Origin of the sequence: Blautia sp. An81, assembly GCF_002161285.1 — a bacterium.
Taxonomy (GTDB): domain Bacteria; phylum Bacillota; class Clostridia; order Lachnospirales; family Lachnospiraceae; genus Blautia; species Blautia ornithocaccae.
This window is the reverse complement of sequence record NZ_NFHH01000041.1, coordinates 1-21,264: the sequence shown is the minus strand read 5'-3', so window position 1 is coordinate 21,264 and position 21,264 is coordinate 1. Positions and strand designations below refer to the sequence as shown.

The window sequence follows — 21,264 nt, the reverse complement described above, 5'->3', positions numbered from 1 at the left end:
TACTGCTGTCAGAAGGAGAGATAACCATACCACGGATGTATGAAAGAGTAAATATCAACTGTGCAGGAGTAAACTCTACACCCCATTAAGGGAGTGGAATTTAAAATTTCATTTTAGGTATGGGTGTTGACCGAGGAATTCCTGTAGATGATACATTGATTCTATGATAAAATGAGAGTGCGAATAAGAAGCAGACATAAATATGTCGGGGGATTCGCACCAAAAAATGCACACAAAATAAAGTGATTTTTGAATGCAGAAAAGAGAAAGGAAAAAAATTAATTTATAGGAAAGAAAAAAATGTTAATTTCAACTGAAAATACAGAGGATTTTTGGGCGAAATTGCTGTCGCTCCCCTCGTGGGAGCGTGGATTGAAACTGCCGCCTATTGTAGAGGGAATAACCGGACTGATTGTCGCTCCCCTCGTGGGAGCGTGGATTGAAACTGACTTGGGAAGCTATAAGATTGCCAAGTCCGGAGTCGCTCCCCTCGTGGGAGCGTGGATTGAAACTGTAAGTTCTTTATCCGTGTATGTCAGCAGCATTTTCGTCGCTCCCCTCGTGGGAGCGTGGATTGAAACCAGCCACAAGGACAATTATTATCCAGGGAGATACCGTCGCTCCCCTCGTGGGAGCGTGGATTGAAACCGGGAAGCGATTGCCGCCGTAAATGCTGCGGCAGGTCGCTCCCCTCGTGGGAGCGTGGATTGAAACACCTATGTGTATGGCAAATATTACAAAGAGGGAGGTCGCTCCCCTCGTGGGAGCGTGGATTGAAACATATGACATAAGACCTCCGACAAGAAAATTTATCGTCGCTCCCCTCGTGGGAGCGTGGATTGAAACTCCATTTCCTCCGGGGTGGGCTTCTTCCTCTTTGTCGCTCCCCTCGTGGGAGCGTGGATTGAAACATACTTACATTCCAAAGCGTCCCATCCGCCACTGTCGCTCCCCTCGTGGGAGCGTGGATTGAAACGTCTGCAAATGCTTTTTGCTTCGGTGTGAGTTTCGTCGCTCCCCTCGTGGGAGCGTGGATTGAAACAGTATCATATACCTGTTATACGTCTCTATCGTCTGTCGCTCCCCTCGTGGGAGCGTGGATTGAAACCCTTGGATGTGAAAATTCGCAAGACGCAACAACGGTCGCTCCCCTCGTGGGAGCGTGGATTGAAACACCTGCATGGAAATCTTATACTCCGTCTGTCCGGAGTCGCTCCCCTCGTGGGAGCGTGGATTGAAACGCTCTGCATCCTTGGCAGCTTCCCCGGCATAATACGTCGCTCCCCTCGTGGGAGCGTGGACTGAAACCAGTCATCAGAGTCCTCCAATTTGGAATCCGGGATAGTCGTCCCCCTTCGCGGACAGGTGGATTGAAACCTTCCGGCTGGGGAAAATGGGGTAGCTCCCTCACGATAATCTTGAAGGAAGAAGTGCGCTAAAAAAGCTGCAAGCGTAATTCGAGGATTACAAGGCACACTGTATCTGTACATTTACTCTGACTTTCTGGAAGCAAAGATGATGGGGAACTTTAGTGAGGTTGAATAGAGCATTATAGCGAACTTTCATCCGTACCGTATTCTTTATACGGAATGCTATAATTTGATGGAGAATTATGCAAAATTATCTGTTCAAACAGAAATTGCATTACATAGAAATCAACCTGCCATTTCGCATTAAATAGCCTAATATAGAATCGTATAAATGCAATGGTTTCGTTTGTTGACAATATCTGGACAGTTAACAATTTGTACGACAAACAGCTCAGAAGTCTGATAGATAAAAATAGTAATCTATATTTGGCAGATTAGTGATTAAAATGGATGTAGGGAGAAAATTTCTGACATAGTGGAGATAAGTTTTGCTGGAATTTGCTGCTTGGTAAGCACGAGTTGAAACCTGACTTTGGAGGAAGTGGTTCTCATGAATTAAATGATTTTCTCCTTAGTCATTGTTTAGATTGGAACACTAGGCCAGCATTAAAAAAGAGTTCAGCTCCTATATACAGAAATAGTATATAGGTCTGAACTCTTTGCATTTTCCCACAAAATAGGCACGCACTTCCACGTCTATTTCAGCTCTGCCCCATCACTGAATGCATTTCCTACTTTTTCTCCCAATGTCAGATAAGCATTGTTCACCGGGTCAAAGGTGATTGGCTGGAGAAGTGCGGGGGAGATTTTTCCGTTTTCATCCAGAATTTTTTCGTCAGCGCTGACATTGATGATTTCGCCGATGATATCTCCGTCTTCTGTGATTTTTATGAGCTTGCATTCCAGTGCCATGGGGAATTCCTCGATGAGAGGCGCGTCTACAAATTCGCCTTTTATCGGATGAAGACCTGCCTTCTCCAGTTTAGAAGGCTCTTTGTTTCCGGAAACAATGCCCACATAGTCTGCTTCTTTTACATGGGCGGCGTCTGCGAAGCTTACAGTGAAGGCCTGGCGGCTTTTGATGTTGGCCGTGGTCTTGTGACCTGCGCTGAGGCAGATACATACCTGATTGGTATCATAAATACCTCCCCAGGCAGCGTTCATGGCGTTAGCCGTTCCATCTTCGTTGTAGGTGCCGATGATCAGTACCGGAAGGGGATACATCCAGGACTGCTTTCCGAAATTTTTTCTCATATTGATAAGTCTCCTTTCATAGTTCGTATATATTTTTTATTATATAACGAAAAAAGAACTTAAGGAAGCATCAGAGACTTTACATTGCTAAAGAATTTATAAACAAGTATAAAATAAGTGATAAAGTCACTGACAAACTGTCAGAAGTCTGATACAATGCAACCAGTAGCTTGAAAACAGTGATTTCAGGAGGTCAGGACTATGATGAAAATGTTATTCTATATGTTTATAAATACCAGCACCGGAGAAAAGGTGAAAACAATTCTTAATGATCTGTTTCCGGGATTGATCAAGGAGCCAAAGAAAGTACCGGTACGTGTACCGGTGTCTTATCCCAGAGATCGCAGATATACACGAAGCAACTATTAAAAACCCAGGCCGCAGTATTTCGCATAAAATCGAGAAACTGCGGCCTGGATTTTTTTGAAGTGGAAAATAAAAAAATCATCAGCACAATCTATGTACTGATGAAAATAAAAAAAGCGCGAGACGGGACTCGAACCCGCGGCCTCGACCTTGGCAAGGTCGCGCTCCACCAACTGAGCCACTCGCGCATAAGCGGGTGATGGGAATCGAACCCACATATCCAGCTTGGAAGGCTGGTGTTCTACCACTGAACTACACCCGCAGGTTATTTATGACAATAGCTGATTTGTTAAGCGTAAGAGCTATTGTGTTTTGCCTCCTGTCGAAGACAAGAGATATAATACTACATGATATTTGAATTGTCAACAGTTTTTTGAAAAAAATTGTAAAAATGAAATTTGAAGTATTTTCATACATTTCTTCAGAGGATTTTGGAGATCTCTGGTGAATTCCGGATAGATACAAGGGAACAAAAAACAGTTTCGAGAAACAGAAGAATCCTGTTTCCGAAACTGCTTTAGAGGACTAATCCTGTTTTACAAAACGATGGTAGATATACTGGTTGGCTTCTTTTTCCTGAGAATCGTCCAGCGGCGCCAGGCTGCCGTCGCCGTACTTCCGCTTCAATGCGTTGGAAAGTAGATAGTCGCAGATATGGGGATTCTTGGGAAGGAGAGGACCGTGGAGATAAGTTCCCACTACATTTTTGTACAGAACTCCTTCAGTTTTGTCTTCACCGTTATTTCCGTGTCCATAGAGAACCTTTCCAAAAGGCCGGTTTTCTCCAATATAGGTCCTTCCTCCGTGGTTTTCAAAACCTACGATGGGGAGGGAAAAGTCTTTATTTTCCAGAACAATGTTGTCAATCAGTCTGGGACTGCCCTGCTCTGTATATAAATCTACCAGGGAAAGTCCATCTATAGTACCTTCTTCTGTTTTGTAATAGTGGCCAAGAAGCTGATATCCTCCGCAGACTGCAAGAACTGTGCCCCCGTCTTCTACATATTCTTTAAAATCTTTTTGGATGCTTCTTAACTGAGAGCAGACGATCATCTGCTCCCTGTCGGAACCGCCTCCCAGGAGGACGATATCCAGATTTGAAAAATCAATGGTGTCTTCCAGAGTGAACTCAATGGTCTCTGCCTCAATCCCCCTCCACTGGCTCCGCTTCATCATGCACTGGATGTTGCCCCGGTCACCGTAGAGGTTCAGCAGATCCGGATATAAATGTCCGATTGTCAATTTCATGATTTTCTGCCCTCCATTCTTTTCAGGATATTGTGGGTGGTGTAAAGGCCGGTGTAGTTTACCAGCACATAGAGATTTTTGACTCCATTATTGATTTTTGAGGTAATAGCTTTCTCAATATCCGGTTCCAGGTCACAGGGGATATCCACATACTTCAGCCGCAGACGCATATCCTGACAGCGGATGCCGCAGACTGTGATAGATGCGGCATTTGTATCAGCCAGACGGTCAAAGTCTACGTCCCACAGCCAGGATACGTCAGTACCGTCCTGACTGTTGTCATTAATGAGAATGATAACATCCTTTGGGGAAGTATCTGTCATTACTGCAGAAATGTTCTGATTGAATCCGGCAGGGTTTTTGGCCAGGTTCAGCATAACCTTGGTATCCGCAATCTGGAACAGTTCATTCCGGCCAAACTGAGGAGTGTAGTCTCCCAGGATTTTGTTAAAGTTTTCCAGAGGTACCTTTGCCAGGGAAGCTGCTCCGTAGACGGCTAAAATATTATAAACATTGTAAAAGCCTCTGTAATTGGCTTTTACATGGAAATCTTCTACATCAAAGGCGATTCCCTCAGCAAGGGAAACATTGCTGCCGTTAAAGTCCAGTTTGGGGCGTTTAAAGCCGCACCGGGGACAGTAGTAATCTCCCAGCTGGCTGTAGTGGTAAAAATGATACTCCATTTTTTCGCCGCACCGTTTGCAGAACCGTCCTTCCCGGATTTCCCTGGTATCTTCTTCCCGGAATACCTGTTCTCCAATACCAAAAGTATAATGGGGATTTTCATTTTCAAGGGCCAGGTAAGTTGAAAGAGAATCATCGCCGTTTACCAGCACTTTCATTTCAGGAGCCATTTTCATAGCCCGGGAAAGAAGGTCCATAGTAATATCGATTTCTCCGTATCGGTCCAGCTGATCCCGGAAGAGGTTTGTCAGCACCATGTAATCGGGACGGAAATGAGGAAATACCCGGACAGTAGAAGCCTCGTCTATTTCGATACATGCATAATCTGCTTTCAGGTGTCCAGACAGTCCGGCTGACAGGACAAAGGCAGAGGCTACGCCGTTGAGCATGTTGGAACCGGTACGGTTACAGACTACTTTATAACCATTGCCTTCCAGCACAGAGGCTAGCAGATTGTTCGTGGTGGTTTTGCCGTTGGTGCCGCAGACTACAAAAATGTCTTTTTTTACTTCACCTGCCAGTTCTTTCAAAATGGGAGGATAAATAGACAGGGCAATTTTTCCTGCCAGGGTTACGCCCTGTTTTCCTGTCAGCTGACAGGCAGTTTTTATCAGCCGGGCACTCCACACGGCTAAAAGTCTTCTGATATTCATAATCGTTTCATCCTTTATCAATGATACAGCAGTTTTCTTTAGTATCTGCAGGAAGCTGCAGAATTAACAACCGTTATTCAATTAATCATTATACATAAATAAAAGAAAGAGTACAACCAAAAGAAACAAGAGGGCATCTGAATTGTTGCTGCAAATTATAGAAAATCAGGAAAATTATATGGAAAACTTTTGAGCGTTATGCTACTATTAAACAAAAGCATCTTGTGATGCTAAGTGTGAAATAAATTGCTGCCGGGACAGCAAGAGGAGGGCAGAGCATGAAATTACTTACTTATAAACTTCAGGGAGATGACAAAGAGCGGTTGGGCGTGATGTGTGCCAATGCTTTTCAGAGGTTTTATCCGCTGGAAACTTTTCAGCTGCATTTTCAGGATATGAATGATCTGATCGAACATATTAAGCCGGAAGAAATGGAGATGCTCAGAAACTCTTTGGCTTCTGTGGAAGGAGAAACTTTGAATTATGACGAGGTTATCCACTGTGCTCCGATTCCTCATCCCCGTCAGGACATTATCTGCCTGGGAATGAATTTCAGGGACCATGGAGAAGAATCTGCCCGTTATAAAAAAGAAGCTTTTGAAAGAGATCAGAATTATCCGGTATATTTTTCAAAAAGAGTAAATGAAGCAACCCCTGACGGCGGTACGATTCCGTCATATCCCGGACTGGTAGACAGCCTGGATTATGAGGCAGAGCTGGGAGTTATTATTGGAAAGGATGCTTTGCATGTTAAGAGAGAGGATGCCTTTGACTATGTTTTCGGATATACGGTGATTAATGATGTCAGCGCAAGAAATGTACAGACCAGGCATAAACAGTGGTATTTTGGAAAAAGCATGGATGGCTTTACCCCTATGGGACCCTTTATTGTTACAGAAGACGTGGTAAAGAGACCGCCGGTCCTTTCGATTAAGAGTCAGGTTAACGGGGTTTTAAGACAGCATAGCAGTACAGACCGCTTTATCTTTGATATCCCTCATGTGATCAGTGAACTTTCCAGCGGCATGATGCTGAAGGCAGGGACAATTATTTCCATGGGAACGCCTGCCGGCGTGGGAATGGGAATGATTCCGCCGAGATTTCTTATGCCGGGAGATGTGGTGAAATGTGATGTAGAAGGAATCGGCATGATCACAAATGTAGTTGTATAACAGAAAAACGAAAAAAACGGTTGAAAAACAGATACAAATATGGTAAGATTGCTGTGTTGTGTAGGACAGCAGTCTTACCATATTTTGTGTAAGCCCAGATAGCTCAGTTGGTAGAGCAGAGGACTGAAAATCCTCGTGTCGCTGGTTCGATTCCGGCTCTGGGCACTTTTTTATCCCTTAAATGTCTTTGGGAGAAAAACAAATATCTTTATCAGAAAGAAAGGCGGTATAAAGAAAAATGTATTCATGGGAAGAAATCAATCAGGTGGATCCGGAAATCGCTCAGTGTATTAATGATGAGGTGGAACGCCAGAATTCACATATTGAGCTGATCGCGTCAGAAAACTGGGTAAGCAAGGCAGTCATGGCTGCCATGGGAAGCCCTCTTACGAATAAATATGCAGAAGGATATCCGGGGAAAAGATACTATGGAGGCTGCGAGTGCGTGGATGATGTGGAACGTCTGGCTATTGAAAGAGCCAAAGAACTGTTCCAGTGTGAGTATGTAAATGTCCAGCCTCACTCAGGGGCACAGGCTAATATGGCAGTATTTTTTGCTATGCTGAAGCCAGGAGATACGGTTATGGGGATGAATCTGGCCCATGGCGGACATCTTTCCCATGGAAGCCCGGCCAATTTCTCCGGGGCATATTTTAATATTGTTCCTTACGGTGTAAATGATGAGGGAGTTATCGACTACGAAGAAGTGAGAAAGATTGCTCTGGAGTCAAGACCAAAACTTATTGTGGCAGGAGCCAGTGCATACTGCAGGATCATTGATTTCAAGAAATTCCGGGAGATTGCCGACGAGGTAGGCGCATATCTGATGGTAGATATCGCTCATATCGCAGGTCTGGTGGCAGCAGGAGTACATCCAAGTCCCATTCCCTATGCCCATGTGACGACCACTACCACCCATAAGACACTGAGAGGCCCGAGAGGCGGTATGATCATGAGCAGTGCCGAGATTGCCAAAAAATTTAATTTCAATAAAGCAGTATTTCCGGGAATCCAGGGCGGTCCTCTTATGCATGTGATTGCAGCTAAAGCGGTATGCTTTAAAGAGGCTCTTTCTCCTGAGTATAAGGTTTACCAGGAAAATATCGTAAAGAACGCCAAAGCCCTCTGCGACGGTCTTCTGAAAAGAGGAATCAACATTGTTTCAGGAACTACAGAGAACCATCTTATGCTGGTGGACCTGAGAGGAACCGGGATCACAGGAAAAGAGATGGAGCATCTCCTTGATGAAGCGAATATTACCTGTAATAAAAACGCAATTCCCAATGATCCGGAATCTCCTTTTGTAACCAGTGGCGTTCGCCTGGGAACAGCCGCTGTAACTTCAAGGGGAATGAACCAGGAGGATATGGACCTGATCGCCGAGGCTATTGCCCTTATGGTAAAGGACAGAAACAATAAGGAAAAGGCTATGGCTATTGTAAAATCTCTTACAGATAAATATCCGTTAAACGCGTAAATTGTTGCGTTTTACCAGACCCGGTACTGAATATTTTCGTAAAAAATTGCCTTTGAAATTTATGTATTTTTTTTGATACAATATATATAGTTGGGGATTGTGGAAGCACCCAGTGCATAGCAGTCCAGCATTGCGGGGGCAAAAAAATTTTGCCCCCAACATCTGTATATGGAAAAATGTTGTATGGATTTTAAAGAAAAGAGGGAAATAATGTTCAGGATCGGGTCTTATGTTATGTATGGAAAACGTGGAGTGTGCAAAGTAGAGGATATTGGAAAGTTTTTTGAAGAGTCAATGCAGGACAGCAGGGAGTACTATAAGTTGTCACCTATTTTCATAAAAGGAGACCAGGTTTATATCCCTGTAGAAAATCATATGTTTATGAGAGAGCTCATCAGCTCTGACACAGCTAAAAAATATCTGGAAGCAGTGCCAAAGATTCCGGCAGATACCTTTACTACCAGGCAGCAGACCCGACTGGCGGACCATTACCGGGAGATGATGGACACTTATGATATGAATGTACTTCTTTCCTTGATAAAAGGCATTTATATGAAACAATATCAGGCTGGCCGGAATAACAAAAAATTGTGCCAGATTGACCAGCGGTATTTGAAATCTGCGGAGGACATTGCCTATGGAGAGTTTGCCATAGCCCTTGAGTCCACACCGGAGAAAATCAAAGCTTTTGTAAAGGACAAGGTTTTCTGCCAGATTCAGGCATAATCTTCCGAAAACCTTGAATACAGCCAGGCTGGCTGATACAATGAAACCGTATTCTTCTCGAACAGAGCGTTGTAAAAATAAATCAGATAATAATACCATAAAGCTGAAAGGGGAATGTTAGAGACAGAAAGGAGACGACATGCAGTTAAAGTTGACAACAGATTATGCGATCCGTACGGTTGTATATCTGGCTACACAGAGTGGAATTACCTCTGTGGCAGAAATTGGAAGCAAAATGGGAATATCTGAAAATTATCTTATGAAGGTATTAAAGGCTCTGAAGGATGCCGGGCTGGTTGCCGGGTATCAGGGAAAAAGAGGCGGATATGCCATTTCAAAAAAACCGGAAGAAATTTCTCTGTGGGATATAGTTGAGGTAATGGAAGGTACTACAAAAATCAACAGGTGCCTGGAAGCAGATGAATTCTGCAGCAGACATGGAACACAATTCTGTGCCATGAGAAAATATTACCAGGGACTACAGAAACAAATGGAAGAATATTTATCCGGTATCACTATTGACAAGGTTTTAGAAAAAGAGGCAGTGGGTTAACAGGCCCCCTGTATAGACAAAGGATGAAATTATCGGATTTACATATGCGAAGACCACTGTATAAAGAGAAGAAAAGAGGGGGAAGCCGAAGCTTTTATTATATCCGCAAAGGATAGAAAAAGCCCGGCTTTTTCTTTGCTGCTTTATAGGGGAGATATCTGGATTTTTTTGGAAAAACATGATACTGTTCATTGACAAGAACAGGAAAAAGGTGATAAACTCAAGAAATTAAGAGGTTTTTATTTTTTATAGATAAGTTAGATGAATCTAACTTTACCTCTTAAAGTAAAATGAAAGGAGAGGTACTATGAAACAGCACAGATTCTGGGCATGGGCAATGCTTTTCTGCCTTGGGATGACATTTTACACAGGATACAAACACAAATAAAAGAAACGAGTAGGAGGTACGAAAATGATACATACTGAACTGATTAAGAAAGCAGCCCTTTTTGCCGGAGGCGTACTCTTTGGGACTGCAGGAGTAAAAATCTTAGGAAGTAAAGATGCAAAGAAAGCTTATGTACAGGCTACAGCAGCCGTTTTAAGAGCAAAAGACTGTGTTATGGATACGGTAACTGCTGTACAGGAAAACGCTGAGGACGTTTTGGCTGAAGCAAAAGAAATCAACGAAAGACGGCAGGAAGAGGAAATTTATTCAGAAGAGGACCAGGAACAGGAAGATGAGAAATGCGAATAAAAATTCAGCATGAGATCAGAGGACGCATCCGTTTCTCTACCCAGAAGAAAAAGATGACTGCCCGGGAAGCGGATATGTTTTTGTTCTATATAAATTCTCTGAAAAATGTGACTGCCGCAAAGGTATATGAACGGACCGGCCATGGTGTTGTCTGTTATACTGGCAGCCGCCGGAAGCTGATTGAAAGCCTGGTAGCCTTCTCTTTTGAAGACAAGGAGCTTATGGCAAAAGTTCCGGACAATACAAGCAGAGAGCTGATGAACAAATATAAGGAGAAACTTGTTTCCAAATTGGTACTCCACTTTTTGTGCAAGGTTTTTCTGCCGGCTCCGGTGGCAAAAGCCAAGGCAGTGATCCAGTCTTTTCACTTTATAAAGGAAGGACTGAAATGCATATGCCGGAGAAAATTAGAAGTGCCGGTGCTTGATGCAACGGCGATTACAGTTTCCCTTATGCGGGGGGATGTAAGCACCGCCAGCTCTATCATGCTCCTGCTGGGAGTGGGAGAGATCCTGGAGGAGTGGACACATAAGAAGTCTGTGGCAGACCTGGCGAGAAGCATGTCCTTAAATGTGGAAAAAGTATGGTTAAAGCAGGGCGAAAGTGAAATCCTGACAGAAATAAACCATGTAAAGGAACAGGATTTCATATGCATTCATATGGGAAATATGATTCCACTGGATGGGATTGTGGCCCAGGGAGAGGCTATGGTAAACCAGGCATCTCTTACCGGAGAGGGAATTCCTGTAAAGAAGGAAGAAGGGGCCTATGTGTATGCTGGTACTGTGGTAGAAGAAGGAGAACTTACAGTACAGGTAAAACAGTCTGTGGGCTCTACCAGATATGAAAAAATCGTGTCTATGATCGAAGAATCTGAAAGGCTGAAATCTTCTCTGGAAGGTAAAGCAGTTCATCTTGCGGACAGCCTTGTGCCCTTTAGCTTTCTGGGAACAGTGCTTACCTATGCACTTACCAGAAATATGAGCAGAGCTCTGTCTATCCTTATGGTGGATTTTTCCTGCGCTCTGAAGCTGTCTATGCCCATTGCGGTGCTGGCGGCTATGCGTGAATGTCAGGACCATCAAATTACAGTAAAGGGAGGCAAATTCCTGGAAGCTGCAGCGGAGGCAGAGACTGTGGTCTTTGATAAGACAGGAACTTTTACAAAAGCACAGCCCACAGTAGCCCAGGTGCTTACTTTCGGAGAAAAAGACCGGGACAGCATGCTCCGGCTGGCAGCCTGTCTTGAAGAGCATTTTCCCCATTCTATTGCAAATGCAGTAGTGGCTCAGGCTAAGAAAGAAGGCCTGGCCCATGAGGAAATGCACAGCAAAGTAGAGTATGTGGTGGCCCATGGCATCTCTTCTCAGGTAAACGGGGAAAAGGTAATCATTGGAAGCTATCATTTTGTCTTTGAAGATGAAAAATGCCGGATTCCTGCCGGAGAGGAAGAAAAATTTGAAGAACTTCCGGCAGAATACTCCCATCTGTATCTTGCTGTATCCGGAGAACTTGCAGCAGTAATCTGCATAGAAGATCCTTTGAGAGAAGAGGCCAAAGATATTGTTCCTGCTTTGAAGAAGGCAGGAATCCGAAAAGTTGTCATGATGACGGGAGACAGCGAAAGGACTGCCAGGACAATTGCCCGAAAGACCGGGGTGGACCAATTCTATGCAGAGGTCCTTCCAGAGGACAAAGCTTCTTATATTGAGAAAGAAAAAGCAAAGGGCAGAAAAGTTATTATGGTTGGAGATGGGATTAATGATTCACCTGCTCTTTCTGCGGCAAATGCAGGTGTGGCTGTAAATGGCGGGGCGCAGATTGCCAGAGAGATTGCAGACATTACGATTTCTGGAGAGAATCTCCACCAGCTTGTGACGCTGAAAAGGGCAGGAAACTGTCTGATGAAGCGGATTCACAGAAACTACCGGTTTGTTATAGGTTTTAATACAGGACTTATTATTCTGGGATTTGCCGGAATCCTGGCGCCGGGAACTTCTGCCTTCCTTCACAATATGTCCACTTTAGGGATTACTCTGGAGAGCATGACGAATATGCTGGACAAAGAAGAGAAGAAAATATGCAGACAAAAAGAACAGAGAAAGTAAAAGAATTTTAGGAAAAAAGGAGAGGCGGACAGGATTGAACGGTATCAGAACCTGATCATTAGCGACACCCTGCCATGCCTGTTCCAGTATATCCGCAGTCGGAGACATGGGCAGACTGCCCAGTGTCCCCGGCTGGAACGGAAGCATTCCTGCTTTGACTTATAGCTTTATAAGAGGGCTAAAGACCGGAGCTTCTGGAATGCGGACTGAGCGGCTATGGCTCCATCACTTGCAGCAGTTACTACCTGTCTCAGGCCTTTCTGGCAGACATCCCCGGCTCCATAGAGAAGAGAAACGACGGTTTCCATCTCACTGTTGACCAGCATATAGCCTTGTTTGTCTAATACAGGAAGCTCTTTCAGGAATCCGGTGACAGGATCTGCGCCGATATAGGGGAAGATGCCAGTGACAGGCAGGAGTTTCTTTTCTCCGGACTGAGCATGAGCAATTTCCAGGCCTCCGACTTTTCCTTCTTTATCCATAACCTGAACAGGACGGTAGTTCTGAAGAATTTCTATTTTAGGATTAGAACGGGCAGCCTCGATTACCGCTTGTTCTGCCCGGAAAACATCTCTCCGCATGACGATATAAACCTTGGAGGCGAACTGAGTAAGGTAGACACTTTCTTCAAGAGCAGAGTTTCCTCCGCCTATAACAGCTACGTCCTGATTTCGGGAAAATGCTCCGTCGCAGACTGCACAGTAAGAAATTCCCCTGCCGATATGCTCCTCTTCTCCGGGAATGCCAAGGAGCCGCTCTTTTGTGCCAGTGGCAACCAGAACGGCAGGAGCCGTAAAGACAGTGCCGTCCTGACAGATGACCTGCTTTCTTTCACCGTCACGTATTTCTGTTACATTGCCGTATTCATACACAGCACCGAAACTGGTGGAATGTTCAAACATATCCATGGCCAGCTGGGAGCCAGGTTCTTCTTTGATGCCTGGCCAGTTGCTGATCTTATTTGTCTTTAAAAGTTTTCCGCCGGGAGCCCCGGCTTCCAGGAGGGCTGTTCTCATACCTGCCCTGGAAGCGTAGACCGCGGCAGTCATACCTGCTGGTCCGGCTCCTATGATGATAAAATCATAATCTTTTGTCATAGCTGTTTCCACCTTTCGTTAAAGGCCTTTCATCTTCTGAACAAGTACCGGCTTAGGAAGAAAGCCTACAGCAGAGTCTTTGACCTGCCCTTCCTTAATAAAGAAGAGAGAAGGAACGCTGCTTACCTGCCACTGGGATGCAAGGGAAGGATTTTCGTCAATATCTACTTTTACGATACGAAAGTCTTCCTGTTCTTTATCCAGTTCTTCCAGTACCTGTCCAAGCATTTTGCAGGGACCGCACCAGGTAGCAAAGAAATCTAACAGTACCGGTTTCTGGGATTCTAATACTTCTTTCTGAAATTCACTTTCATTTACATGTAAAATTGCCATATCTTTATCTCCTTTATCGATAGTTTATAATTCGTTTCTTATGTGCAGCTCTTTTCTTTGAGCTTGATTTGAGTATAACCTTTTTTCTCTTGTTAGTCTGTGACGAAGTCACATAATTATGTATAAAAACGTTTACGAACCAGAGGAAAATTGGTATAATAAACAAGGTACAGCGTTTGTCCGCCAATGGCGAAAGAGGAGTGTTTATGAGAGAAATAGAAGAGTTATCCCAGTATCTGGAAGGTGAGAAAGTGAGAGGCCTGCGGAAAGAGGCTGGCAGGGATATTCAGGAAAAACTAAGCAAAAGCGGGATTTATTTTCATATTTTTTCCAGACTGAAATCTGCAGGTTCTATTTGGCATAAACTGGAATGGAAGAAAGAGGAATATCTTGAGAAGGATAAGAAGCTTCAGGACCTGATCGGTATCCGGATCGTTCTTTATTATATGGATGATGTTCCTATTTGCAAAGAGCTTTTAAAAGAGACCTATTCTATTATCGAAAAGGACTCCCATGAGGACATACCTAAGGTAAACGAATTTAACCCTATCCGGATGAACTATGTATGCCGGATGCCAGAGAAGATTTCTTCAGCATTCCCTCCAGAACTGTGGGAAAAATACAGAATTGACAAGACTTTTGAAGTACAGGTCCGCACAACCTTCTCTGAAGGCTGGCATGAGGTGGACCATGATGTGCGGTATAAGCATAAAGAAGAGTGGGAAGAGCACTATGAATTTTCCAGGGAGCTGAATGGAATCTATGCTACCCTGGAAATCTGCGACAGAAGCATGGTGAATCTTCTGGAGCGGCTGGCCTATAAGAATTATAAGAATATGCAGATTGAAGCCATGCTTCGTAATAAATTCCGTCTCCGCTTTGAAAATCCGGTGCTTTCTGTGCCTCTGATGGAGTTTCTCCAGAAGGACCAGGATCTGGTGAAGAAACTGTACAGAGCAGACAGAGAGGAGCCTATCCTGTTCTTTGCCAGCAGCCTGTCAGATGGAATTCCCCTGACAGTGGACAATCTGGTGCTGGTGTGCAATGAGCTTCTTCTGGGAAGAAAAGATCTGGAAGAGAGAACGCCTATGCTGATCCGGGAGAGAACCGGGCAGTGGAAGGAAAAAAATGCTGAGAATGTGCAGAAAATTGTTGACACAGGATTTTACTTATAATATAATATGTCAATGTGACGTACTGCGAAACTACCTAGCCAAAAGCCCCGGTATGGTGGTGGAAGGAGCGTCTTTGAAAGCCGAAACATAGATGAACGGCTTGATTTACTTGATTTTTTAATGACGAATTTAACGTATATGATTGATAATTAGGAGGGAAAACCATGAACAGTTATATGGCTAATCCAGATAAGGTTGAAAGAAAATGGTATGTTGTAGACGCTGATGGACAGACATTAGGCCGTCTTGCATCTGAAGTTGCAAAAGTTTTAAGAGGAAAAAATAAACCGATCTACACACCGCATATTGATACAGGCGACTATGTGATCGTTGTTAATGCTGATAAGATCAAAGTTACAGGTAAGAAACTGGATCAGAAGATCTACTACAGACACTCTGACTATGTTGGAGGAATGAAAGAGACCACATTAAGAGAAATGATGGACAAGAAACCTGAAAGAGTAATTGAACTGGCTGTTAAGGGTATGCTTCCAAAAGGACCTTTAGGAAGGGCCATGATTAAAAAATTACATGTATACGCTGGACCAGAGCACAATCACGCAGCTCAGAAGCCAGAAGTATTAACATTTTAATAGGAGGTAAATGACAGTGGCTAGTACAAAATTCTATGGAACAGGAAGAAGAAAATCATCTGTAGCACGTGTATATCTGGTACCAGGTACAGGTAAGATTACAATTAACAAAAGAGATATCGACGAATATTTTGGATTAGAGACATTAAAGGTAGTTGTTCGTCAGCCGTTAGTTCTGACAGAAACAGCTGATAAATTTGATGTTTTAGTAAACGTTCATGGCGGTGGTTTTACAGGACAGGCTGGTGCTATCCGTCACGGAATCTCCAGAGCTCTTCTGGAGGCTGACAGCGATTACAGACCAGCTCTGAAAGCTGCAGGTTACTTAACTCGTGACCCAAGAATGAAAGAGAGAAAGAAATACGGCCTCAAGGCTGCCCGTCGCGCTCCGCAGTTCAGCAAGCGCTAAACTTTATCAAAAGTGGTCAAAAACCCCGGAACTACGCGGTTTCCGGGGTTTTTCCTTTTCAAATGGTTTGACGCAATTTGACAGAACGAAGCCTCTTTTAACCCGTTTTCTATGGGTTAAATGGTGGACAACCACCCCAAAAAGAGGGCTTATGGGTTAAAAAATAGGACAACCGAGACGCGATTTTGGGATGCCAAGGGGATGTTTATTTATACATCTCCAAGAGACCTTTTTCGTGAAAACGGTTTGTCTGAATTTGACCTAATTTGAACAAAAGAGAATAAATCTAATCGCCAAGCGCTCAGTATTTTCTACTGGGCGCTTTTTGCGTTTCCGGGGAATTTCATTCCGGGATAAGAAAAGGCCGTCACTTTCAATTTTTGAAGTGGCGGCTTTTTCTATTTCCAGAAGCCATAGAACAATTCAGAAATGAGGTGAAGTCATTGAACACGCAAATCATCGCCATCGCCAACCAGAAAGGCGGCGTTGGCAAGACAACCACCTGCGCGAACCTGGGGATTGGGCTGGCGCAGGCCGGAAAGAAAGTGCTGCTGATCGACGGGGACCCGCAAGGCAGCCTGACCATCAGCCTGGGCCACCCCCAGCCGGACAAGCTGCCCTTTACCCTGTCCGACGCGATGGGCCGTATCCTGATGGACGAGCCGCTGCGCCCCGGCGAGGGTATCCTGCACCACCCGGAGGGCGTTGACCTGATGCCCGCAGACATCCAGCTCTCCGGCATGGAGGTCTCCCTGGTGAACGCCATGAGCCGAGAGACCATCCTGCGGCAGTATCTGGACACGCTCAAGGGACAGTATTCCCATATCCTGATTGACTGCCAGCCATCCCTGGGTATGCTCACGGTCAACGCCCTGGCCGCCGCCAACAGGGTCATAATCCCCGTTCAGGCGGAGTACCTGCCCGCCAAGGGCCTGGAACAGCTGCTCCAGACCGTAAACAAGGTGAAGCGGCAGATCAACCCCAAGCTCCAGATCGACGGCATATTGCTGACGATGGTGGACAACCGCACCAACTTCGCCAAGGAGATTGCCGCCCTGCTGCGGGAGACCTATGGCAGCAAAATCAAGGTGTTCGGCACCGAGATTCCCCATTCTGTCCGGGCAAAGGAGATCAGCGCCGAGGGCAAAAGCATTTTTGCCCATGACCCTAATGGCAAGGTGGCCGAGGGCTATAAGAATCTGACCAAGGAGGTGATAAAACTTGAAAAGCAGCGCGAAAAAAGTAGAGCTGGCTCCATACGATGATTTGTTTTCCACCGAGGAAAGCCGCCAGGATGCCAAGCTGGAGAAGATACAGGAAATTCCGCTGTCTGAGCTGCACCCATTTAAGGGGCATCCCTTCAAAGTCAAGGATGACGAGGCCATGATGGAGACCGCCGACAGCGTTCGGCAGTATGGTGTTCTGGTTCCGGCGATCGCCCGCCCGGACCCGGAGGGCGGCTATGAGCTGGTTGCCGGTCACAGGCGGCACCGGGCCAGTGAGCTGGCCGAGAAAGAAACCATGCCTGTCATTGTCCGAGACCTGGACGATGATGCTGCCACTATCATCATGGTGGACAGCAACTTACAACGTGAAAGCCTGCTCCCCAGCGAAAGGGCCTTTGCTTACAAGATGAAGCTGGAGGCTATGAAACACCAAGGCGCACGGGGGGACTTAACTTCGTCCCAACTTGGGACGAAGTTGCGTGCAGATGAATTGTTGGCGCAGCAGGCTGGTTCGAGTAGGAACCAGGTGCAGCGCTATATCCGCCTGACGGAGCTGATTCCCGAACTGCTGGATATGGTCGATGAAAAGAAAATCGCCCTCAATCCGGCTTATGAGCTGTCCTTTCTCAAAAAAGAAGAACAGCGGGATTTGCTGGACGCGATGGACAGCGAACAGGCTACCCCCTCTCTCTCCCAGGCTCAGCGACTCAAGAAATACAGCCAGGAGGGACATCTGACCCTCGATATGATGCGCGTCATCATGGGTGAGGAAAAGAAAAGTGATCTCGACAAAGTGACTTTCACCTCCGACACCCTGCGGAAGTATTTCCCCAAAAGCTATACGCCCCAGCGGATGCAGGAAACCATTATCAAACTGCTGGAGGCGTGGCAGAAGAAGCGCCAGAGAGACCAGGAACGATGAAAGGAGCCGCCTATGAGGGATATTTCAGCCCGTGAGCTGAAAGGACACAATATCTTGGCCGTAGAGCGTTTTCAGGACAGCACCCGCTGGATGATCGAGTTTTCCGTTCAGCGCCCTTGTTCCTACGGCTGCCCCGGCGATGATATGCGGCTGTTTCTTACGGAGGACGGGTATCAGGCCGCCCTCGTAAGCCAGAAGCGTCGGGAAATCAAAATCAAGCGGTATGCCCGTGTGATCGAGGGCCATGTGCTCGACTTCAAACCGGACAAGCGCCGCCGCCACCCGTAAACTCATTATCACTACGAAAGGAAAGGAATGAATATGTGTACTGTCCAGAGCATCAAAGATGCCATCCGGGAAAGTTGCCAGTCCCAGTATGATATGGAATCCACCGACATTGACCGGGTTTTGCAGACCCTCCCGTTTTCGGAGCATGAGCCGATGTTCAGTCATCCGCCGAAGTACAAGCGTCCTTACCGGCCCTGGCAGAACAACAAAAACAGCTGAAAGCCACAGTCTTTTTCACGAAGGATTGTGGCTTTTTTCATGCCCTAAAATTAGAAAGGAGTGAAGTCAATGGCCGTTTTTCGCATTGAACGGACCAAAGATTATACCGTGATGAGCAATCATCACCTGCGGAACCACGAACTATCCCTCAAGGCAAAGGGGCTTCTTTCCATGATGTTATCCCTGCCTGATGACTGGAACTATACTACCCGTGGACTTGCGAAAATCTGCAAGGAGGGCGTTGATGCCATCGGCAGTGCGCTGCGGGAGTTGGAAACCGCCGGTTACATCGTGCGGAACCAGCTGCGGGACCAACAAGGCCGGATCAGCGACACCGAGTATGTGATTTATGAGAAACCCCAGCCCAGGCAGCCAGAAACGCCAAGGCCGGATACGGCTGTACCAGATACGGCTTCACCAGATACGGAAAACCCGTATCTGGATAAACCGGATACGGAAAAGCCCGCAGAATTAAATATAGAGAAACCAAATACTCAAAAACAAAATACTCATGGAGCAAGTACCGATTCCATTCCCTTCCGGGAAACAGCGGCAGCACAGCTGCCGGAACGGAAAGGAAGGGATGCGATGTCTGTCTCAGAGATAGAAAATTATCGGGAATTGATTCTGGAGAACATCGAGTATGACTATCTGTGCAGAGAGTTTTCGACCTACCGTGAGGACCTGGACGAGATTGTGGAGCTGATGGTGGAGACCGTTTGTGCCAAACGTAAAACCACTCGGATCGCTGGCAGCGACTTTCCCCATGAAGTCGTGCGCTCCCGGTTCTTGAAGCTGGATAGCGAGCATATCCGATTTGTCATGGACGGTATGCAGAAAAACACCACGGAGGTCCGCAATATGAAACAGTATTTGCTTGCAGTGCTGTTCAACGCGCCCACCACGATCAGCAATCACTACACCGTACAAGTCAATCACGATATGAACACAGGCGGCTGGTAAACAGCCGCTTTTCTGTTGCCCGGCAATACCGGGAGAAAGGATTTTGCCATGAAACGACCTCTTGCCTACATTACGGCTCCCTGGAGCAACAACCAGTATGAGAACGCCGAGAACGCTGCCACCTACTGCCGCCAGGTGTACGACGCCGGGTATTCGCCCATCTGCCCGGTTCTGTTCTTGTCCACCTTCCTCAAGGACGAGATTCCCCAGGAACACAAGGACGGGCTGGATATGGTGCGAGACTATCTGCGCCGGTCCCATGTGCTGGTGGTCTGCGGCCACGGCATCGACGAGACCGTGAAGAATGACATCGCCACCGCTGAGCGCCTGCGGATCACCGCTACCACCCTGGACGGTATCCTGACTGTGAAAGGCCAGGGACGCGGGAAAGGAGGTGCGCGCCATGCCTGAGCGTAAGACCGTGGGCCAGCTGATGGAGGAAATGCGGCTCAAGGCCGGGGCGCAGAACTACCACGGCCATGAGTACATGGATTTGGAGCGGTTTGCCGAGGACACCCGGCACATGATTATCTTCGATGTGCTGACCCACGATTCGCCGGTGGGCTGGAAAGGCGAACGGACCCGCCTGTTTCTGACGGAGGCCGGATACCAGAAAAGCCTGGAGAACCAGGAAAAGGGCCACATCAAGATTCTCAGCCATGCCAAGGTGCGCCAGGGACATCTGTACTATGACCGCTCCGATCAGCTGCGTTGAAAGGAGCCTGCCATGATGAAATACCTGCTGCGGCGGCTGGTGGTCCCGCCTTAGTATCAAGCGCCACCCCTGCAAAATCCGTGGAAAGGAGGCGATGACCTATGCAGGAGGAAGTGGAAAACAGGACTTTGACGCTGGTAGTCAGCGGAACAAAGTTTACCGGGCGGCTGTTTAAGGCCGCCATCACCAAGTACCTTGCCCACCGCAAGGAAAAGAAGCTGCAAAAGCAGAAAAGCCGGGATACCCCCGTGATTCCCCACGGCAAACAGACGGTGAAGCAGCTGATCGGCCAGAATCAGGGCGTTTCCAACATCGAGATCACCGACCCCTCCATCAAGGAGTTTGAAAAGATCGCCCGGAAATACGGCGTTGACTATGCGGTGAAGAAGGACCGCAGCAGCTCCCCGCCCAAGTACCTGATCTTTTTCAAAGGCCGCGATGCGGATGCCCTGACCGCTGCCTTTACCGAGTACACCGGCAAGAAGGTCAGAAAGGCGCAGAAAACAGAGCGTCCGTCCGTGCTGGCAAAGCTGAGCCAGTTCAAAGAGCTGGTGAAACACGCCGTTGTGGACCGGAACAAGCGGAAGGAGCTGGAACGATGAAGATGAAAAAGCAACTTGACATCAAAAAGCTCCTTTTGCTGAATATGCCCTATATCCTGATGGGGCTGTTCGCAACCAACTTCGGTGAAGGATGGCGGATGGCCGTGGGTGCGGACGCTTCGGCAAAAATGCTTTCGTTCTTCTCCACGCTGCCGGTGGCGCTGGCCAGCTGGTGGCCCAGCCTGCACCCTTTGGACCTGCTGGTGGGGCTGTGCTGCGGCGCTGGCCTGCGATTGGCCGTGTATCTCAAAAGCAAGAACGCCAAGAAGTACCGGCACGGTATGGAGTATGGCAGCGCCCGCTGGAGTGCATAATCTTAAGTGTAAAGAACTCTACATGGACGCACAGGAGGATATGCACATGAATGATTACAACAAAATCACAGCCCTTTACTCCCGCCTTTCCGTAGGCGAC

Annotated in this window: 23 protein-coding genes, 3 tRNA genes, 1 pseudogene and 1 CRISPR repeat array; of the genes and pseudogenes, 20 read left to right on the top strand and 7 right to left on the bottom strand. The window is 46.6% G+C overall.

Translation table 11 applies throughout. The features are described 5' to 3' along the window. Positions 1-347: 347 nt before the first annotated feature. Positions 348-1,308: a CRISPR direct-repeat array (repeat unit 32 nt; unit sequence GTCGCTCCCCTCGTGGGAGCGTGGATTGAAAC). 758 nt (positions 1,309-2,066) lie between these two features. Then, a complete protein-coding gene (locus tag B5G33_RS19825; protein WP_087271896.1) occupies positions 2,067-2,624 on the bottom strand; it encodes a flavin reductase family protein in 558 nt (185 codons plus the stop codon). A gap of 201 nt (positions 2,625-2,825) precedes the next feature. Between B5G33_RS19825 and B5G33_RS21465 the strand changes: the two genes are divergently transcribed. Further along, a complete protein-coding gene (locus B5G33_RS21465; protein WP_158229660.1) occupies positions 2,826-2,993 on the top strand; it encodes a hypothetical protein in 168 nt (55 codons plus the stop codon). 112 nt (positions 2,994-3,105) lie between these two features. Here B5G33_RS21465 and B5G33_RS19820 read toward each other — a convergent pair. The 4 genes from B5G33_RS19820 to B5G33_RS19805 form a co-directional block, all read right to left on the bottom strand. Then, positions 3,106-3,178 (bottom strand) — tRNA-Gly (locus B5G33_RS19820). Between the two features lie 3 nt (positions 3,179-3,181). Next, positions 3,182-3,252, bottom strand: a tRNA-Gly gene (locus tag B5G33_RS19815). Positions 3,253-3,515: 263 nt separating this feature from the next. Then, positions 3,516-4,238, bottom strand: coding sequence for a type 1 glutamine amidotransferase (locus B5G33_RS19810; protein ID WP_087271899.1), 723 nt, complete (start codon positions 4,236-4,238; stop codon positions 3,516-3,518). Beyond that, a complete protein-coding gene (locus tag B5G33_RS19805; protein WP_087271902.1) occupies positions 4,235-5,575 on the bottom strand; it encodes a MurT ligase domain-containing protein in 1,341 nt (446 codons plus the stop codon). The genes B5G33_RS19810 and B5G33_RS19805 overlap by 4 nt, the downstream gene beginning before the upstream one ends. Positions 5,576-5,853: 278 nt before the next feature. Here B5G33_RS19805 and B5G33_RS19800 point away from each other — a divergent pair, with 278 nt between their 5' ends. The 7 genes from B5G33_RS19800 (at position 5,854) to B5G33_RS19765 (ending at position 12,308) form a co-directional block, all read left to right on the top strand. Continuing rightward, on the top strand, positions 5,854-6,747 hold the full coding sequence (locus tag B5G33_RS19800; protein ID WP_087271905.1) for a fumarylacetoacetate hydrolase family protein: 894 nt from the start codon (positions 5,854-5,856) through the stop codon (positions 6,745-6,747). Positions 6,748-6,839: 92 nt separating this feature from the next. Further along, positions 6,840-6,912: transfer RNA gene (locus B5G33_RS19795), tRNA-Phe, on the top strand. Positions 6,913-6,985: 73 nt separating this feature from the next. Beyond that, a complete protein-coding gene (glyA, locus tag B5G33_RS19790) occupies positions 6,986-8,224 on the top strand; it encodes a serine hydroxymethyltransferase (protein WP_087271908.1) in 1,239 nt (412 codons plus the stop codon). A gap of 168 nt (positions 8,225-8,392) precedes the next feature. Next, on the top strand, positions 8,393-8,950 hold the full coding sequence (locus B5G33_RS19785; protein WP_087271911.1) for a CarD family transcriptional regulator: 558 nt from the start codon (positions 8,393-8,395) through the stop codon (positions 8,948-8,950). A 139-nt stretch (positions 8,951-9,089) separates the two neighbouring features. After that, positions 9,090-9,503: an RrF2 family transcriptional regulator gene (locus B5G33_RS19780; RefSeq protein ID WP_087271914.1), complete on the top strand. Its 414-nt coding sequence runs from the start codon at positions 9,090-9,092 to the stop codon at positions 9,501-9,503. A 412-nt stretch (positions 9,504-9,915) separates the two neighbouring features. After that, positions 9,916-10,200: a DUF6110 family protein gene (locus B5G33_RS19770; protein WP_087271917.1), complete on the top strand. Its 285-nt coding sequence runs from the start codon at positions 9,916-9,918 to the stop codon at positions 10,198-10,200. After that, positions 10,191-12,308, top strand: a complete 2,118-nt coding sequence (locus B5G33_RS19765) for a heavy metal translocating P-type ATPase (protein WP_087271920.1) — start codon at positions 10,191-10,193, stop codon at positions 12,306-12,308. The genes B5G33_RS19770 and B5G33_RS19765 overlap by 10 nt, the downstream gene beginning before the upstream one ends. Positions 12,309-12,475: 167 nt before the next feature. On the opposite strand, the gene B5G33_RS19760 is transcribed toward B5G33_RS19765, so the two are convergent. Next, the gene (locus tag B5G33_RS19760) at positions 12,476-13,405 is read right to left on the bottom strand and encodes an NAD(P)/FAD-dependent oxidoreductase (protein WP_087271923.1); all 930 of its coding nucleotides are present in this window, start codon (positions 13,403-13,405) and stop codon (positions 12,476-12,478) included. A gap of 18 nt (positions 13,406-13,423) precedes the next feature. Next, a complete protein-coding gene (trxA, locus tag B5G33_RS19755; protein WP_087271926.1) occupies positions 13,424-13,738 on the bottom strand; it encodes a thioredoxin in 315 nt (104 codons plus the stop codon). A gap of 206 nt (positions 13,739-13,944) precedes the next feature. Here trxA and B5G33_RS19750 point away from each other — a divergent pair, with 206 nt between their 5' ends. From B5G33_RS19750 to B5G33_RS19695, 12 genes and pseudogenes are all read left to right on the top strand, one after another. Then, positions 13,945-14,913, top strand: coding sequence for a GTP pyrophosphokinase (locus tag B5G33_RS19750; protein WP_087271929.1), 969 nt, complete (start codon positions 13,945-13,947; stop codon positions 14,911-14,913). Between the two features lie 164 nt (positions 14,914-15,077). Next, positions 15,078-15,506, top strand: coding sequence for a 50S ribosomal protein L13 (gene rplM / locus B5G33_RS19745; protein ID WP_087271932.1), 429 nt, complete (start codon positions 15,078-15,080; stop codon positions 15,504-15,506). 16 nt (positions 15,507-15,522) lie between these two features. Beyond that, positions 15,523-15,915 (top strand): 30S ribosomal protein S9, encoded by a 393-nt coding sequence (gene rpsI, locus B5G33_RS19740; protein WP_087271965.1) that lies wholly within the window; start codon positions 15,523-15,525, stop codon positions 15,913-15,915. Positions 15,916-16,358: 443 nt separating this feature from the next. Further along, positions 16,359-17,180, top strand: a complete 822-nt coding sequence (locus tag B5G33_RS19735; RefSeq protein ID WP_002576359.1) for a ParA family protein — start codon at positions 16,359-16,361, stop codon at positions 17,178-17,180. Next, entirely contained in the window at positions 17,137-18,063 is a 927-nt protein-coding gene (locus B5G33_RS19730) for a ParB/RepB/Spo0J family partition protein (RefSeq protein WP_002576358.1), read from the top strand. The genes B5G33_RS19735 and B5G33_RS19730 overlap by 44 nt, the downstream gene beginning before the upstream one ends. 12 nt (positions 18,064-18,075) lie before the next feature. Beyond that, a complete protein-coding gene (locus B5G33_RS19725) occupies positions 18,076-18,351 on the top strand; it encodes a DUF5720 family protein (RefSeq protein ID WP_002576357.1) in 276 nt (91 codons plus the stop codon). A 27-nt stretch (positions 18,352-18,378) separates the two neighbouring features. Next, the gene (locus B5G33_RS19720; protein WP_002576356.1) at positions 18,379-18,570 is read left to right on the top strand and encodes a hypothetical protein; all 192 of its coding nucleotides are present in this window, start codon (positions 18,379-18,381) and stop codon (positions 18,568-18,570) included. A gap of 69 nt (positions 18,571-18,639) precedes the next feature. After that, positions 18,640-19,533 (top strand): DUF6017 domain-containing protein, encoded by an 894-nt coding sequence (locus tag B5G33_RS19715; RefSeq protein WP_002576355.1) that lies wholly within the window; start codon positions 18,640-18,642, stop codon positions 19,531-19,533. Positions 19,534-19,581: 48 nt separating this feature from the next. Then, positions 19,582-19,944: a DUF7768 domain-containing protein gene (locus tag B5G33_RS19710; protein ID WP_002578791.1), complete on the top strand. Its 363-nt coding sequence runs from the start codon at positions 19,582-19,584 to the stop codon at positions 19,942-19,944. After that, positions 19,937-20,248 carry a DUF5720 family protein gene (locus tag B5G33_RS19705; RefSeq protein WP_002576353.1) on the top strand — a complete coding sequence of 104 codons (312 nt, stop codon included), beginning with the start codon at positions 19,937-19,939 and terminating at the stop codon, positions 20,246-20,248. Before B5G33_RS19710 ends, B5G33_RS19705 begins: the two co-directional genes overlap by 8 nt. 101 nt (positions 20,249-20,349) lie before the next feature. Beyond that, positions 20,350-20,850, top strand: a complete 501-nt coding sequence (locus B5G33_RS19700; protein ID WP_002576352.1) for a PcfB family protein — start codon at positions 20,350-20,352, stop codon at positions 20,848-20,850. Positions 20,851-20,852: 2 nt separating this feature from the next. Continuing rightward, positions 20,853-21,155: pseudogene (locus tag B5G33_RS19695) on the top strand (VirD4-like conjugal transfer protein, CD1115 family); the annotation flags it as partial. Positions 21,156-21,264 lie beyond the last annotated feature (109 nt).